The organism is Peteryoungia ipomoeae, from assembly GCF_004912165.1.
GTDB classification, from domain to species: Bacteria; Pseudomonadota; Alphaproteobacteria; order Rhizobiales; family Rhizobiaceae; genus Allorhizobium; species Allorhizobium ipomoeae.
The window spans coordinates 1,213,264-1,228,776 of record NZ_STGV01000001.1 but is presented as its reverse complement, the minus strand read 5'-3'; the positions used below and the strand labels follow the sequence as shown (position 1 = coordinate 1,228,776).

The 15,513-nt window shown below is 61.0% G+C and carries 17 protein-coding genes and 1 pseudogene; 3 read left to right on the top strand and 15 right to left on the bottom strand.

Annotated features, from left to right (window positions below; genetic code table 11):
* Positions 1-3 precede the first annotated feature (3 nt).
* A complete protein-coding gene (gene nadC / locus FAA97_RS05965) occupies positions 4-909 on the top strand; it encodes a carboxylating nicotinate-nucleotide diphosphorylase (RefSeq protein ID WP_136597562.1) in 906 nt (301 codons plus the stop codon).
* Between the two features lie 4 nt (positions 910-913).
* On the opposite strand, the gene FAA97_RS05960 is transcribed toward nadC, so the two are convergent.
* The 9 genes from FAA97_RS05960 to FAA97_RS05920 all read right to left on the bottom strand — a co-directional run bounded on the left by FAA97_RS05960 (position 914) and on the right by FAA97_RS05920 (position 6,911).
* Positions 914-1,792, bottom strand: coding sequence for a mechanosensitive ion channel family protein (locus FAA97_RS05960; protein WP_136597561.1), 879 nt, complete (start codon positions 1,790-1,792; stop codon positions 914-916).
* A gap of 83 nt (positions 1,793-1,875) precedes the next feature.
* Entirely contained in the window at positions 1,876-2,868 is a 993-nt protein-coding gene (locus FAA97_RS05955) for an NUDIX hydrolase (RefSeq protein WP_136597560.1), read from the bottom strand.
* Positions 2,869-2,870: 2 nt separating this feature from the next.
* Positions 2,871-3,401 (bottom strand): tyrosine phosphatase family protein, encoded by a 531-nt coding sequence (locus FAA97_RS05950; protein ID WP_136597559.1) that lies wholly within the window; start codon positions 3,399-3,401, stop codon positions 2,871-2,873.
* Positions 3,398-4,027: an HD domain-containing protein gene (locus tag FAA97_RS05945; protein WP_136597558.1), complete on the bottom strand. Its 630-nt coding sequence runs from the start codon at positions 4,025-4,027 to the stop codon at positions 3,398-3,400. Before FAA97_RS05945 ends, FAA97_RS05950 begins: the two co-directional genes overlap by 4 nt.
* 2 nt (positions 4,028-4,029) lie before the next feature.
* A complete protein-coding gene (ygfZ, locus tag FAA97_RS05940) occupies positions 4,030-4,866 on the bottom strand; it encodes a CAF17-like 4Fe-4S cluster assembly/insertion protein YgfZ (protein WP_136597557.1) in 837 nt (278 codons plus the stop codon).
* A gap of 85 nt (positions 4,867-4,951) precedes the next feature.
* Positions 4,952-5,689: a hypothetical protein gene (locus tag FAA97_RS05935; protein ID WP_246041345.1), complete on the bottom strand. Its 738-nt coding sequence runs from the start codon at positions 5,687-5,689 to the stop codon at positions 4,952-4,954.
* 17 nt (positions 5,690-5,706) lie between these two features.
* A complete protein-coding gene (locus FAA97_RS05930) occupies positions 5,707-5,964 on the bottom strand; it encodes a hypothetical protein (protein WP_136597556.1) in 258 nt (85 codons plus the stop codon).
* A 96-nt stretch (positions 5,965-6,060) separates the two neighbouring features.
* A complete protein-coding gene (locus tag FAA97_RS05925; protein ID WP_136597725.1) occupies positions 6,061-6,429 on the bottom strand; it encodes a TIGR02301 family protein in 369 nt (122 codons plus the stop codon).
* Between the two features lie 59 nt (positions 6,430-6,488).
* A complete protein-coding gene (locus tag FAA97_RS05920; RefSeq protein WP_136597555.1) occupies positions 6,489-6,911 on the bottom strand; it encodes an NUDIX hydrolase in 423 nt (140 codons plus the stop codon).
* 124 nt (positions 6,912-7,035) lie between these two features.
* Between FAA97_RS05920 and FAA97_RS05915 the strand changes: the two genes are divergently transcribed.
* Positions 7,036-7,797: an SOS response-associated peptidase gene (locus FAA97_RS05915; protein ID WP_136597554.1), complete on the top strand. Its 762-nt coding sequence runs from the start codon at positions 7,036-7,038 to the stop codon at positions 7,795-7,797.
* Positions 7,798-7,816: 19 nt separating this feature from the next.
* Here the strand turns inward: FAA97_RS05915 and FAA97_RS21030 are convergent, their stop codons facing one another.
* From FAA97_RS21030 to FAA97_RS05895, 5 genes and pseudogenes are all read right to left on the bottom strand, one after another.
* On the bottom strand, positions 7,817-7,954 hold the full coding sequence (locus FAA97_RS21030) for a hypothetical protein (protein WP_168800923.1): 138 nt from the start codon (positions 7,952-7,954) through the stop codon (positions 7,817-7,819).
* Positions 7,955-8,124: 170 nt separating this feature from the next.
* Positions 8,125-8,985 carry a CDP-alcohol phosphatidyltransferase family protein gene (locus tag FAA97_RS05910; RefSeq protein WP_136597553.1) on the bottom strand — a complete coding sequence of 287 codons (861 nt, stop codon included), beginning with the start codon at positions 8,983-8,985 and terminating at the stop codon, positions 8,125-8,127.
* Between the two features lie 14 nt (positions 8,986-8,999).
* A pseudogene (locus tag FAA97_RS05905) lies at positions 9,000-9,701 on the bottom strand (phosphatidylserine decarboxylase); the annotation flags it as partial.
* A 100-nt stretch (positions 9,702-9,801) separates the two neighbouring features.
* Positions 9,802-11,691, bottom strand: coding sequence for an ABCB family ABC transporter ATP-binding protein/permease (locus tag FAA97_RS05900; protein WP_136597551.1), 1,890 nt, complete (start codon positions 11,689-11,691; stop codon positions 9,802-9,804).
* A 105-nt stretch (positions 11,692-11,796) separates the two neighbouring features.
* Positions 11,797-13,797, bottom strand: coding sequence for a LysM peptidoglycan-binding domain-containing protein (locus tag FAA97_RS05895; protein WP_136597550.1), 2,001 nt, complete (start codon positions 13,795-13,797; stop codon positions 11,797-11,799).
* Between the two features lie 159 nt (positions 13,798-13,956).
* On the opposite strand from FAA97_RS05895, the gene FAA97_RS05890 reads away from it, so the two are divergent.
* Positions 13,957-14,577, top strand: coding sequence for an LOG family protein (locus tag FAA97_RS05890; RefSeq protein WP_136597549.1), 621 nt, complete (start codon positions 13,957-13,959; stop codon positions 14,575-14,577).
* Positions 14,578-14,592: 15 nt separating this feature from the next.
* Here FAA97_RS05890 and rarD read toward each other — a convergent pair whose 3' ends face one another.
* Positions 14,593-15,489 carry an EamA family transporter RarD gene (rarD, locus tag FAA97_RS05885; RefSeq protein ID WP_136597548.1) on the bottom strand — a complete coding sequence of 299 codons (897 nt, stop codon included), beginning with the start codon at positions 15,487-15,489 and terminating at the stop codon, positions 14,593-14,595.
* Positions 15,490-15,513 lie beyond the last annotated feature (24 nt).

Below are 15,513 nucleotides of genomic sequence, written 5' to 3'. Positions count from 1 at the left end.
CCCATGTCAAGCACACACTTGCCGCAGCTCTCGCCGATCCTGGTGGAGGATCTCGTCCGCATGGCACTCGCCGAGGATCTCGGAAGAGCCGGCGACATCACCACCTATGCAACGATCGGGCCTGAGATGACGGCGACAGCTGCCATGAACAGCCGCGAGCACGGCGTTGTCGCCGGCTTGCCCTTGGCGGTCGCCGCCTTTCGCGCGATCGATCCCAGGGTAAAAGTCGAGCTTCTGGCGGAAGACGGTGACCGCGTTGCGCCGGGCCAGGCGCTTGCGCGCATCAGCGGCCCCGCGCGGTCCGTCTTGTCGGCAGAGCGTGTCGCCTTGAACTTCCTCATGCATCTCTCCGGTGTTGCAAGTTATACCGCGCGGTTTGCCGACGAGATTGCCGATACGCCTGCGCGTGTCACCTGCACGCGCAAGACGCTGCCGGGCCTGAGGGCCGTTGAGAAATATGCCGTGCGCCTCGGTGGCGGCTCGAACCACCGCTATGGTCTCGACGATGCGGTTCTGATCAAGGACAACCACATCGCGGTTGCAGGCGGTGTGAGCAAGGCCATTGATGCGGCGCGCGCATATGCCGGCCATCTGGTGAAGGTCGAAGTCGAGGTGGATAGCCTCGACCAGATGCGCGAAGCGCTCACCGCCGCACCCGATGTGATCCTCCTCGACAACATGGACCCGGCTACGCTCACCGAAGCGGTCGAGTTCAACCGGCGCTTCCATCAGCTCTCTGGTGCAGACTACGCGAAGGCCCGCGCTCGCGTGCTGCTGGAAGCCTCCGGCAATGTCCGGCTCGACACAATCAGAGCGATCGCCGAGACCGCCGTCGATTTTATCTCGACCTCGAAGATCACCATGGCTGCCCCGACCCTCGATATCGGACTGGATATCGAGATTGGGTAACGCCTCAGGCCTTGCGCGGCGCCTCCGGAGCCGGCTCTCCGGTCGGCGCTGCGCCGTGGTACGTCACCTGTGGGAAGGGAATTGAAATGCCGTTCTCGTCGAAGGAGAGTTTGACCTTCTTGATCATCTCGCGCGAGGTCGGCCAGAAGTCGGTAGCCTTTGTCCAGTACCACATCGTAATGATGACAGCGCTGTCGCCCAACTGATCCACATGGGTCGAGAGAGCAGGTTCTTTGAGGACGCGCGGATCGGCTTCAGCGTGCTCGCGCATGATCTTTTCGGCAAGATCGATATCGTCCTCGTAGCCGATTCCGACCTTGAGTTCGAAACGCCGCGTCGGCAGGCGGCTGAAATTGGTGATCGGCACGTTCCACAGCGTGGAATTGGGCGCCAGCCGATAAAGTCCATCCGGCGTTTTTAGCTCCGTGGCAAAAAGTCCGATCTCGACAATCGTCCCCGATATCGAGCCGGTATCGATATATTCGCCAACCCTGAAGGGCCGCAGCACAAGAAGCATGATGCCGGCTGCGATGTTCTGCAACGTGCCTTGCAGCGCCAGGCCGATGGCCAGGCCCGCGGCGCCCAGGGCGGCGATGATTGAAGCCGTCTGAACCCCGAATTGGCCAAGGACCGTCACGAAGACCAGAATGAGTGCGCCGTAGCGCACGACATTGGCAAAGAAGCGGGCAAGCGTTTCATCGATGCCGCGGACCTGCAAAAGTCCGGCATGCGTCCATCGGCTCAAGAGTGAGGAAAGCCACCAGCCGATGAACAGCAGCAGCAAGGCGCCGACAATTGAGAACGAGTATTCCACCGCAAGGCGGCTCGCCTGAGCGAGAGCGCTTTGTGTCGCCACCAGCGCCTCGTTGGCATTGAGTTCCATATGGGATGCTCCTTTTTCTGCGCCTCAGAAACGGGGATGAGGCATAGCGATCAAGAGCCTAGATGGAACAGCAGGCCGGGAGGTCAACCGGGCGACGGGGCGGTTACCCGTCCGCCGAGGCGCAAACCGGGCGCTGGGCGCTCCTCGAGAATCTGGCGACGGAAACGAAAAAGGGCAGCAGGCCTGCCGCCTGTGGCAGCCTGCGTGTCGCCGGTCGGTTCCACCAGTTCGGCTCCTTCCACAAGACGCCGAAAATTTTGCTTGTGCAGGTGCCGCCCGGCAATTGCCTCGACAGTCGCCTGCAATTCCGTCAGCGTGAATGCTGGCGGCATCAGCTCGAAAATCACCGGTCGATACTTGATCTTGCCGCGAAGCCGCGCCAGCGCCGTTGCTGCAATCCGCCGATGGTCGTGCGGCATCGGGCGCCCGAGCGCCACATTGCACCGGACCTGCGCAACACGGCCGTCGCGCACCGCTTCCTCGATCAGTCCGGCCTCGTAGAGAAGTTCATAGCGCTCCAGAACGCGCTCGTCGTCGAAGGGGAACTCATCCTGTCCGAAGGCGAGTTTCAGGCGGGCGAGGCGGGACGATGCGGAGCTGGCAGAGCCCGGCTCGGCCGCCTCCTGCGCCCAGTCGTTCAAGGCTGGGAGAATCTCACTGTCGATCATCGGAGGGCGCCCGCTTCGCCAGTCCTCCCAGGGCAAAAAGCCGTACCAGTCGCGCCAGACAGCGCCGGCCGCCTTGAAGCGGGCCGTATCCTCGGCATCGGTTCGGGTCAGTGCCAGATAGCCCACGGAGACCACGTGCCTGCCTTCGGTCACCGCCTTTTCGTAACGGCCGCGGTCACCGAAGGTGTAAAGCTGTTCGATATAGCCAAGCTCCAGCGCCGTCTGCGCCTCCACCGTGGCGCGCAGCGACATTTCCATCGTGCGATGTCGGTTGGGATCAAAGGGACCAAAGGGCAGGGCATGCGGGCTGGACCGTTCTTCCTCGACCACCAGCAGTTTGGGCGCGCGATCGATCATTGCGACAATCGCCGCATTGAGGCCGATCTCGATTTGCCCGCCGTCCTGCATGGCTAGACCCCGTTTGTGCCGGGAAGCGGTAGAACGAACGGCTGATTGCCATCGGTATCGGCGCCGCGCCCGATGCCTTTGACCGCCGCAATCAGGCGACCTTCCCGTCCAAGCAGGCGGTCACCGATCTCGATCAACCGGCTGTTGGGCGTCGCGTAGGGGGAGGATTCCCGCAACCGTTGCGCCAGCGCCTCGTCCTCGTCGTCAGACGCGATGGCGAGGCTTGCGATCATGGCAGCCGCCGGCGAGCGCGAAACCCCCATCCAGCAGTGCACAAGCAGCGGCTGCGACCGGTCCCAGGCCTGTGCAAAGGCGATGATCTCCGAGACATGCGCCTCCTGCGGCGCAATCAGATCGCCGGTGCCAGCGAAGGTGATGTCGTTCATGCCCAGTTTCAGGTGACGGCCCGCGTCGATGACGGCAGGTCGGTGAAAATCCTGGTTGGCGGCCAGCAGGCTGATCATCTCGCGAGCCTTGTGGCGCACCGCCATCTCGGCGATGCGGGCAAGCGGTGCAACGACGATGGCGCTCATGCCTTGGCCCTTTCGCCATGCGATCGCTGCTGTTCAATGGTCTCGAACCGATCGAGGAAAGCCTGCTGGGCTTGGGCAGCAGGCAGCGGCTCGATCATCAGCGTGTCGCGCGTAAATCCCTTGGGCTGGCCAAAGAATTTGCGGGCCTCGAGCTCGGAAAAGCCGGCAAGCACCGTGGCCTCGAAATAGGCGGAGATCATGTCGGCTTTCTTGATCGCGCTTTTCAGCGCGGCGTTCGGATGGGCCGGCAGGCCGAAGCGCAGATGCACGGCAGCTTCCAATCGCTTTTCCACCACCTTGTAACCGCCGCCGACAATTGCCTTGAACGGCGAGATCATATCACCAATCACATATTCAGGCGCATCATGCAGGAGGGCCATCAGGAGGTCATCGAGGCTTGCCTTGGGGTTCGAGCGGCGGAAGATGTCTTCAACAAGAAGGCTGTGCTGGGCAACCGAGAGGGCATGATCGCCCGAGGTCTGACCGTTCCACCGCGCGACACGAGCAAGCCCATGAGCAATGTCGTTGATTTCCACGTCGAGAGGCGAGGGATCGAGAAGGTCGAGCCTGCGACCGGACAGCATACGCTGCCAGGCACGGGCTGACGGTGGGGCTGAGGGAGGCATGGTCAGCTCTCCTCGGCACTGGTCGGAAAGGTAATGCCACTCCATTCGGGCAGGGCAAGGGTGACGATGACGTTCTCTGCCATGATCGGAAGACCTGATGCCATGGCTTCGCCAGCCTTGTCGATCCGGGCAATCGCCAGTCCCTGCTTTCCACACACGGTGCCCAGCGTTCCGATGCTCTTTCCCTCGATTGTCACTGCGGTCCCGCTTGCTGGCAGCGGTTGATCCGCCGTCACCAGCACCACGCGCCGACGCGCCGTCGAGCGGTGCTGCATACGCGACACCACTTCCTGACCAACGTAGCACCCCTTGCGGAAGGAAACGCCGCCCATGCGATCGAACAGGACATCATGCGGAAAGGCATCCTGAAGGGCGTAGTCTGTGCCCGATTCGGCAATGCCGGCTCCGGTCCGCAGCGCGTGGTAAGCGTCTACGTCACCTGCCTCGCTGCGTGTGCCCGGAAACCGGCGCACGGTCGTACCGGCAACCTGGAAGCGGTGGTCGACAAGGCCCTCGGCGGTCGCCTCGTCCCAGGAGACGGTGACGCCCGCAACCGGCAGAGCCTCAAGCGAGACTGCAGCGCGCAGCTTGTACATTGTCAGTCGCTTCGTGAGCCCGTCCAGTTGCTCGACTGTCGTCTCCAGCAGAAACCCATCACCGTCGCGCGATACGAGGAAATCGAACAGGATCTTGCCCTGTGGCGTCAGCAGCGCTCCCGGCCAGGCCTCGCCCTGCGGTACCTGTGCGAGGTCGGTCGTGATGAGGTTCTGCAGAAAATGTTCTGCATCGGCACCGGCGATCCGCAGCAAAGCGCGGTCGGGGAGAGTGGCAATGGGCATGGCGAGTCACCGAATGTTGCTTTCCGCAGGACAGTTAGGCGCTTGCACTCTAGCGGACAAGTCTCAAGCGAGACAGGCGCAGGGCTCAGTCGCCCGTCAGGAAAAACTTCCAGCGTCCATCCGCCGTGATGCCGACACGGAAGAAATTGTAGTTGCCCAGTTCCTGCATGCCGGCCACATCACCGGCGGTCACGATGCGCAGCAGTTCCACCTTTTCGACGGGTGTCAGGCTGTTGATCGCCTTGCCGACGAAATAGGGCCACACATAGGCCTCTTCCGGCGTGCCTTCGTCCTGGATGATGTAACCGGTCGACAGGAGGTCCATCAGGATGGCGAGCACTTCGACCCCGTCCTCATCACCCGACACTGCCTTCAGGGCGAGAATCGGATCATCCGTATCGTCGGCCGATGATACCAGCGTGGCATTTGCCCCGCGTTCAAAAAGCGGCCGCAGATTTTCAATGTCGCCTGTTTTCGCGGCCTCGAGGATCAGACGGTGAATCCGCTGGACGGGTTCAGGTGCCTTATCAATCTCGTAATAGACGGTTACCGGGTCGATCTGCGAAAGATCGCCGTTTGCTGGCGGTGTTTCCGTCTGGATCAAAGGGCCGGGATCGGGAATGCCGTCCTCAACGACCGGCATTTCTTCGTCTGCCTTCGGCGGGTTTAAGCCATCCTCCAGCGGTGCGTCTTCAGGTGCAAGATCCTTGATGTCGGAGAGGGCATGCACCGTGGCCACGGGCAGTGTCGCGGCGAGCAAGGCTGCGGAAAAAACAAGGACGCCCGCCAGCCGAGCAATCCGGTCTCGCGAAGGCATGGGCATCTGGGACCTCAAACGAGTTATTGCAGCTTGCGCCCTGGCGAAAACTCACCCGCCAGAAGCCGCGCCTTCAGGGCGTCGAGAATGGCCTCGGCCCCGTGCTCGCCATGGATGCGGATCGTTTCGCGCAGTGCAAGAGCAATCGCCGCATCAGCGATGATTTCCGGCTCGATCCCGTCAGCCATGCCATCCGCCCAGGCCTCGTTTTGATACTCGAGAGCCGCCTGCATCTTTTCATGCACGATCATGTCATCGATTTCGTTGCGGCGCGGGTCCATGGGCATTCCTCGAAGCACTCTTACTCAGTCCTTAATGACCCTAACAGTGTTTTATCAAAACGACACGGGGCAAGACGAGAAGAGGTGAATTATTCGTTAATTTCCGTAGCGTGCGGTAATTTCTGCCGCCAGTGTTGCCCCTTCGTTACGGTAATTCTCCTCTGCACGAACAGCCGCTGCTGTGCAAGTGGTGTAAACGGAGGCAAAAGACCTGTAGCCGCGGTTGTAGGCTGCCGTCAGCCGCGCCCGGCGTTTGGGTTCGGCACTGGTTTCGCGATCAAGAAGCTCGGAGAGCGATTTCCGCCATTCCGGTTCCCCTTGCGCATTGCACAGGTTGCGCAGGTAGTGGATTGCGCCGATCAGCTCGGACAGCCGCCCGAGCCGGTCGTCATAAGGGGCCGGTTTCTCGGTCTCTGACGCTGGCGGCGCAATGGTCTGCACCTGGGCTACAACGTGCGACGACATCGTCACGGCGCAAAACGCGATTGCCGCAGAAAGGCGCAGGCAACGGGCGTGACGGTTACTCATCGTGCAGTCTCCAGGCTATCCGGGGCAAGGCGCAAGACGCAGGCGCGCACGCTTTCCGGAACGGGCAGTCTCAGAATCTCTTGCGGCAGATACCATGCGGCATCACGCGCGTCACTCGCCGCTTCAACGGGTTCGCAACCCGTCTCCTCAACGAGAAAGACTGAAAGATGAAAGCGGCTGTCTGCAAGCCCAGGCTCCGGCAGGATCTCGAAAGTATCGAACAAGGCGGCACTGGTTCCCGTCAGGCCGGTTTCTTCCTGCAGTTCGCGCAAGGCGGTCTGCTCAGGCGTTTCGCCGGGTTCTGCCCGACCGCCCGGAAATGCGTAGAGATCCGCAGCCGGGGGATTGGCACGCCGAATCAGGAGATAGCGTCCGGCGCGTTCGACAATCGCTGAGGAGGCGAGGCGAGGTTCGGTCATTGAGAGGCGGCTCCGGTTGGCGTCGGCATTGAGCCAGCAAAGACGCAAGTATTGCGGCGAAATAGAGCCGTCGCAAGTTTTGCCCTTGCTTGACCACTGAGCGGAGCGCTGGCAAGGATGCAGCATGTGTGGACGCTTTGCCTTGACCGCGAGCCCAGAAGAGGTTCGCGAATTGCTGGGTCTCTTGGAGCTAGAGCCTTTCCCGGCCCGCTACAACATTGCGCCGACTCAGCCGATCCTCATTGCCGTTGCCGCACCACCAAGAGAACCGGGCTCCAATCGCCCCGACAAGATTGCCGTTCTGGCGCGCTGGGGCCTCATTCCCTCCTGGGTCAAGGATCCCGGTGATTTCACCCTGATCATCAATGCGCGCTCCGAAACCGCCAACGAAAAGGCGTCGTTCCGTGCGGCCATGCGCCACCGCCGAATCCTTGTTCCTGCCTCCGGCTTTTATGAATGGCACCGTCCGCCAAAAGGCAGCGACGAAAAGCTGCAAGCCTATTGGATCCGCCCGAAATCAGGCGGCATCGTCTGCTTCGGCGGATTGATGGAAACCTACATGTCGAAGGACGGTTCGGAGATCGATACCGGCTGCATCCTGACGACAGCCGCCAACCGGACGATCGGTACGATTCACGATCGCATGCCGGTGGTCATTCCATCGGAAGATTTCAGCCGCTGGCTGGATTGCCGGGCAGGGGAGCCACGCGATGTCGCTGACCTCCTGGTGCCTGCACAGGAAGACCTGTTTGAAATGATTCCCGTTTCCGACCTTGTCAACAAGGTCGCAAATGTTGGCCCCGAGCTTCAAACGAGGGTGGAACGGGCGCCCCGGCCTGTCACTCAGGCCAAGCCGGAAAGCGATGATCAGATGAGCTTGTTCTGAAGGGCTCGTTGTTGGCCGATCAGGCGACCTTCTTGACCGACTTGGACTTTACCATCATCGCTGCTGCGATCACGGCCTTGAGGCCGATCGGTCGATAATGTGCCGCCAGGCTCACAATTGCCTGATCCTGCGTCTCGACCTGGTTTTCCGTGGTCATCGTCTTGTTCCTCTATGAAACCCTGCCCGCCATTGGGTGGCGGCTCTCTCCGTGCAGATCATGACAAAACCGTGACGGAAACTTTGCTGCAGATCAAATATCGGAAGCTTCGCATAAAAAAGGTGTGGCCGTTGCCGGACACACCCTGTTTTTGGTCGCTCAAGCAGGCCTCAAACGCCGTGGTCAATCTCCGACATGCCATGCTCGCCTGATTCTTCGACGATCGTCAGGGTGCCGTAGCGTCTGTGCCAGTTTCGTGCGCCAAGCGGCAGGGAGAAAAGATAAAGCACGACGGTAACGATGAGCACCTGCCAGGTGAAGCTCATCAACAGGGCGACGTAGAGAACCACGACAAGGATCATCGGAAAAACCAGATCGCGGCGGATGCGCGACGTTTCCGACTTGCCCGACCAGACCGGCAGACGGCTGACCAGAAGGGCGCCGATGATTACCGTGTAGATGGCGCTGCCATAGGCGAAAAATGGACCCGACTCGACGCCGACAAAGCCGATATAAACTGGCAGAAGCACCAATGCCGCACCGGCCGGCGCCGGCACGCCGACAAAAAACTCCGATTGCCACGGTGCCTTGATCGCGCGCTCGTCCATCACATTGAAACGCGCGAGTCTGAGGCCCGCCGAAATCACGTATATCAGTGCTGCGATCCAGCCAAAGGCCTGCGCCTGATCGAGCACATAGACGTAGAGAACGAGGGCAGGTGCGACGCCGAAGTTGATGATGTCAGCCAGCGAATCCATCTGCGCGCCAAACTTCGATGTCGCCTTCATCATCCGCGCGACACGACCATCGATGCCGTCGAGAAAGGCAGCCGCCAGAACCATGGCAACCGCCAGCTCATGGCGCCCCTCAAAGGCAAGACGGATGCCCGTCAGGCCAGCGCAGATGGCGAGCACCGTGATAAGATTGGGAACCATCAGCCTGAGCGGAATCTCGCGCAGGCGAGGGCCACGTGCATTGGTTTCAGGCGACGTAGATACGCGGGTTTCGTTGCTCTCGCTGCTCCGTTCCATGGCTCTTCTCGTCCTTAGCTGCGGCGGCTGACGATCGGTCCCTTGGCTGAACCGAACTCGGCAATCACGGTCTCGCCGGCAATGGCGGTCTGGCCAAGCGAAACGCGCGGTTCAGCACCGGCCGGCAGGAAGACGTCGAGTCGCGAGCCGAAGCGAATGAGGCCGAAACGTTCACCGGCGTCGAGCGGTTCATTCGGATTGGTCCAGCAGATGATTCGGCGGGCAACAAGGCCTGCAATCTGCACCACGCCGACCATGCCATGGCGGCTTTCGATCACCAGGCCGTTGCGTTCGTTGTCGGTGCTCGCCTTGTCGAGTTCTGCATTCAGGAACTGACCTTCCTTGTAGGCGATCGTCGTGACGCGGCCTCGCACCGGTGCACGGTTCACATGGCAGTTGAACACGTTCATGAACACGGTGATGCGCAGCATCGGCTCCGAGCCGAGGTTCAGCTCTTCCGGCGGCACGACCATCTGAACGGACGAAACGCGTCCGTCCGCCGGGCTGATGACGAGATCGTCATCCTGTGGCGTGACCCGCTCGGGATCGCGGAAGAAATAGGCGCACCACAGTGTCAGCACCATGCCGACCCAGAACAGCGGATCCCAGATCCAGCCGAGGATCAGCGAGGCGACAAAGAAGGCCGCGACAAAGGGATAGCCCTCCTTGTGGATGGGGACGATTGTCTTGCGGATTGTTTCCAACAGGTCCATCGGTACCTCTGCTTGAAGTCGTTGTAGGGCACGTGACTACCCCGAAAGCGGCATGGGGGCAATGCCGCAGCGCACGCGCCCTGCATTGCCCCGCCATTTGGCCTCAGACGGCAGGCGGTCGCCGGACCACGACGCCGAGGTCGTCGCTCTCGCGCACCTGACGCAGCTTTTCCTCGGCCTGGGTCGCTTCCCGCTGACGATTCCACATGGACGCGTAAAGTCCATCCTGGGCGATCAGATCGGAATGGCTGCCGCGTTCGGCAATCTCGCCCCCCTTGAGCACGATAATCTCGTCGGCATTGACCACGGTCGATAGCCGGTGGGCAATGACGAGCGTCGTCCGGTTCTTCGACACGACGTCGAGCGCCGACTGGATCTCGTGCTCGGTGGTGGTGTCGAGAGCCGAGGTTGCTTCGTCGAGGATCAGGATCGGCGGCGCCTTGAGCACGGTCCGGGCAATCGCCACACGCTGCTTTTCGCCACCGGAGAGCTTCAATCCCCGTTCACCAACCTTCGTCTCAAAGCCTTCCGGCAAGTCTTTGATAAAATGACTGATCTGTGCAATTTCCGCAGCCTGCACGATATCGGCGTCAGCGGCCTGTGGGCGACCATACCGGATATTGTAGGCGATGGTATCGTTGAACAGTACGGTGTCCTGCGGAACCATGCCGATGGCGGCGCGCAGCGATTTCTGGGTGACGTTGCGCACGTCCTGTCCGTCAATGGTGATCGAGCCCTGCTGCACGTCATAGAAGCGGTAGAGCAGACGTGAGATGGTCGATTTGCCGGCACCCGACGGGCCGACAACGGCGACGGTCTTTCCGGCTGGCACTTCAAACGAGACGCCTTTGAGGATTGGCCGGTCGGCATCATAGTGGAAATGCACGTCCTTGAAGGCAATCGCACCCTGGCCGATGGCGAGCGGCTGCGCCCCGGGACAGTCGACAACCTCGGCCTGGACCTCCAGGAGATCGAACATCTGTTCGATATCGGTCAGGCCCTGACGGATTTCCCGGTAGACGAAGCCGATAAAGTTGAGCGGGATCGAAAGCTGCATCAGCATCGCATTGACGAAGACGAAGTCGCCGATGGTCTGCTCGCCGCGCTGTACCGCAAGGGCCGACATCACCATGATGATCGCCGTGCCGATGCCAAAGATGAGGCCCTGACCGAAGTTCAGCCAGCCGAGCGAAGTCCAGACCTGTGTGGCGGACTTTTCGTATTTGGCCATCGAGGCATCGAAGCGCTTTGCTTCCATCTCCTCATTGCCGAAATATTTCACGGTTTCGAAGTTCAGAAGCGAATCGATCGCCTTGGTATTGGCGTCCGTATCACTGTCATTCATCGCCCGGCGGATGCCGATGCGCCAGTCGGAGGCGCGGATGGTGAACCAGATATAGGCCCAGACCGTGAAGGCCGTGACGCCAAGGTAGGAGAAGCCGTAGGTCCACCAGAAGACCGCGGCGGTCAGCAGGAATTCGATCAGCGTCGGGATGGAGTTGAGGATCGTGAAGCGCACGATCGTCTCGATGCCCTTGGTGCCGCGCTCGATGATGCGCGACAAGCCGCCGGTCTTGCGCTCCAGGTGGAAGCGCAGCGACAACTGGTGCATGTGCACGAAGGTCTTGTAGGCAAGCTGGCGCACGGCATGCTGCCCGACACTGGCAAACAACGCGTCGCGCAGCTGGTTGAGGCCGACCTGCAGGATGCGGGTGAGATTGTAGAAGACGACAAGCGCGACGGCGCCGAGCAGGAAGCTTGGCAGGAGGCCCGCCATGTCGAGCTTTCCATCCAGTGCATCGGTTGCCCATTTGAAGAAATAGGGGACGAGGAGGAGGACGAATTTCGAGATCAGAAGGAAAACCGTGGCCCATACCACGCGCATCTTCAGATCGAAGCGATCCGCCGGCCACATGTAAGGCCAGAGATTGACGAGGGTCTGCATGGGATTGCCGTCGTCTGCGGATATCGTTTTTCTCTTGCCGCTTGCCATGTCGTCCCCGCTTCCTAAACAATAAAAGGCGGCGGTCCCCCGGACCGCCGCCTCTCCTCAATTAGGTTCTGTACTTGGCGAATACAATGACCAATGCGTGAATGCTCAGTTCACCGCTTCGCCGCGCAGACGTTTGCGATGGATCTCCTCCGCATTCGGCAGGGCGTCCTGCGGCACGGTGAAGATCTGGCCAGGCGCGATCATATCCGGATTGCGAATGGCGTTGGCATTGGCCAGATAGATCGTGGTGTAGCGCACACCCTGACCATACACGCGGCGCGAAATCTGCCAGAGCGTGTCGCCCCGACGGATGATGACACTCTCATTGCTCTGCGAAAGCGGTGCCTGCTGAATGGTACGCGGCTCCGAAGCTGCGGATTGAACGGCCTGGGCCTCCGGCTTGGCCTCGGCCATTTGCGGCGGGGCAAGCTGTGTCAGGTCTGACAGCAAGGCCAAGAGCCGCGGCAGAGCGCTGCCCATGGCGTCGACATCGCCTCTGGGGATGCCCTGGAGGAGGGCAAGCGCTTCCTTGGCCTTGGTCGATTGCGTAGCAACCTTCAGAACCAGCTGATCGGGTGCATCTGCCGGCGGCCTGAACTCGAGGATCGACTGAAGGCCGATCTCGACCGAGGAGCGGGCAGCTGCCACCTGGTCCACGGCGGGAGCCTGGTCTCCGGTGTAGAGGTTCTGCAGAATTGTCAGCGATTTGGTCAGGGCAATCCGCAGGCGCTCATACGCGATTTCGTCTTGAGTGGCGGTCGTGTTGGCATCCGGCGAAGCGGTCTGGGCGACCACGGACACCTGTTCACCTGCCGGTCGGTTGAATGGCACGGCCGCGCGCACCACGACATTGCCCTTGTCGTCCAGAAGCTCGACCTCGATGAGATGATTGCCAACCGAGAGGTCGGCATTGCCCTCGATGACGAAGTTGCCCTTGGTATCGGAAATCGTCTCGCCAATTCTGGCCTTGTCCGCGAAACCGCGCACCGTGCGGTCCGGTTGCGACTGGCCCGCGACAAAGATCTTGTTGCCTTCGATCTCGACAGCGCTGACGAGAATTTCGGCCGCAGGCTGCGTCTCGCTTGTCTTTTGGCCTGCTGTATCCGTTGTCAGTGCTGCCGTATCGCGCGTCTGCGCCTCGTTCATGGTCGGAGGCTGGGAGGCAAGAGAACCAGCGCCTGCCGGCAGATCGGGGAAGCCGTTCTGCGAGCCCGTGTTGCCGGCAACCGGCTCATCTGCTGATGTCTCGGACTTTACATCGCCCTGGCCGGGCAGGGTGATCATCCGGCTTGCCTCGCCGGGCTTGGAGACCATGGCGAGCAGCTCGCCCTTCGTATCTGCCGGGACGGAGATGGTGGCAACCTCCTGCGACGTCGTTTCCTTGCCGTCGGTTTCGGTCGAGCGAATGGTCAGAGCATGGTCTCCGGGCGGCAGCGGATTGTCCAGCACGGCGGCAAAGTCGCCGGAACCATCCACCGTCTGCGAGGACAGGACCTTGTCGCCGCTGACGATTTCCACCGTAGCGCCCGCCGGGGCATTGCCGGCAATCACGGTGGAGCCATCAGGCTCGACACGCAACACGTCGAAACGCGGTGCGATTGGTTGCTCGATTGTTGCAGCCGTTTCAACCGGCTCGCCAAGCAGGGCGCTCTTGACGCCGGCGATGGCGACAGCGGCGCGCGCCGGATCTGCCGGCAGCTGCTGAATAAGTGCCAGCGCCTTTGCCGCATCGGCGCGGACCTTGCTCATGGCCTCGGACAGATTTTTGTCGAGATCGGCCGGGATGTCGAGCGAGGCAAGCGCAGTCACGGCACCGATTGCCAGCGTTCGGGCCGCTGAATAGGCCTCCATGCCTGGCGTCCGGCCTTCGGCAAACAGCGAATTCAGCCGCTCCACCGCAGTCACGGCCTCAGCCTTCAGGCGATCCATTTTCTGGCTTGCCGTCTCGCTGGCCGGGACGTCCTGTGCAGGCTGCGCAGGCGATTCAGCCGTCAGCTGCCCCGCGTCGCCGTCGGTCAAGTTCAGGCGCGGCATGATCACGAACACCATCAGCAGACTGACGATGGCAAGTACAAACAGGACCACCCAAAGGGCACGGTTCTTCATGTCTCAAGTCTCCCGGCAGGCAATCTGCCAATTTCTCTTGGAATTGCTAGCGCCTCACCCTTTCCTCGACAAGCGTCGCATCACACATCGGCAAAGAGAGGCGGTTTTTTCTGTCAATTTTGTTGACCGGGCATCGGAGAGGCTGTTTTTTGGCTTCCCATGAGTGAGCAAAAATCCCCGATTCGATCCGTCTGTGTCTATTGTGGTTCCCAGCCTGGCCGCGATCCGGCTTTCATGGAAGCCGGTCGCCAGTTTGGCCATGCGCTGGCGCAAAACGGTCTGCGCCTCGTTTATGGCGGCGGCACAAAGGGCATCATGGGGGCCGTTGCCGCGGGTGTGCTGTCCGCCGGTGGTCATGTCACCGGCATCATACCTGAATTCCTTGTCGACATGGAAGCGACCCGCCACTCGCTCGGCCAGTTGAACGAGCTGATCGTGACGAAGGACATGCACGAGCGCAAGCATGCGATGTTCGAGCGCTCCGACGCTTTTGTGACCTTGCCCGGCGGTATTGGCACGCTGGAGGAGATCGTCGAGATCATGACCTGGGGCCAGCTTGGCCGTCATGAAAAGCCGATGGTCTTCGCCAATGTCAACGATTTCTGGAAGCCCATGCTGGAACTCGTGGACCACATGGCCGCATCCGGCTTCATTCACACGGCCCATCGGGTGCGCCCGCTCGTCATAGACCGGATCGAGGACATCGTTCCGGCAATCCAAGGCCGCTGGGCCGAAACCGTGTCACCCGACGGCGACCCGGAGACGATCGCCAAGCTTTGAGCTTGCGTGGCGCGCTCAGCGCCGCTTGAGCATCGGCAGCGTATAGATCACCAGGGCGGCCCAGATCAGCGGGAAGGCAATCGCCTTGGCCATGCTGAACGGTTCATGAAACACGAAGACCGCGGTGATGAAGATCATTGACGGCGCGATGTACTGCATGATGCCGATCGTCGAGAGACGCAGCAGTTTTGCCCCATTGGCATAAAGGATCAGCGGGACGGCCGTGACAAGGCCGGCAGACGCGAGCAGGAGCGTGTCGGCAAGGCTGCCTGCCATGAAGTGACCGCCACCGTCGAGGTTGAGATAGATCAGATAGGCTGCCGCAAAAGGCGTCAGGATCAGCACTTCAAGCAGAAAACCCTGGTTCGGACCGATTGGCAGGGTCTTGCGGAAGAAGGCGTAGAAACCCCAGGAGAAGGTCAGCGCCAGCGCCACGAAGGGAAGGCGGCCGGCTTCGACGGTGAGGATGACAACGGCCAGTACCACAAGGGCAAGGGCTGCAATCTGCGTCTTCTTCAGCTTTTCCTTGAGCAGGACGGCACCCAGCAGGATCGAGAAAAGCGGATTGATGAAATAGCCAAGGGCGGTATCCAGCGCATGACCGGCACCGATCGCCCAGACATAGATGCCCCAGTTGACGCTGATGAGCACAGCGGTCACGACGGCCATGCCCAGCATCTTCGGGTTGCGAATGGCCTTCTTCAGATCCTCGGTGCGCTTGAGAATGATCAACAGCAGCCCCGCGACCGGCACGGACCACAGGATGCGATGCGCAATCACTTCCGCCGGCGAAATATGCGCCAGCGCCTTCATGTAAAGCGGCAGGAAGCCCCAGAGCAGATAGGCAGAGAGCGCGAAGAGGAAGCCGTTCAGGCTGTCTTTGTTCTCGGCGGGTGCTGAGACATCGGCCATCGTGTTTCCTCACATTTGTTATGC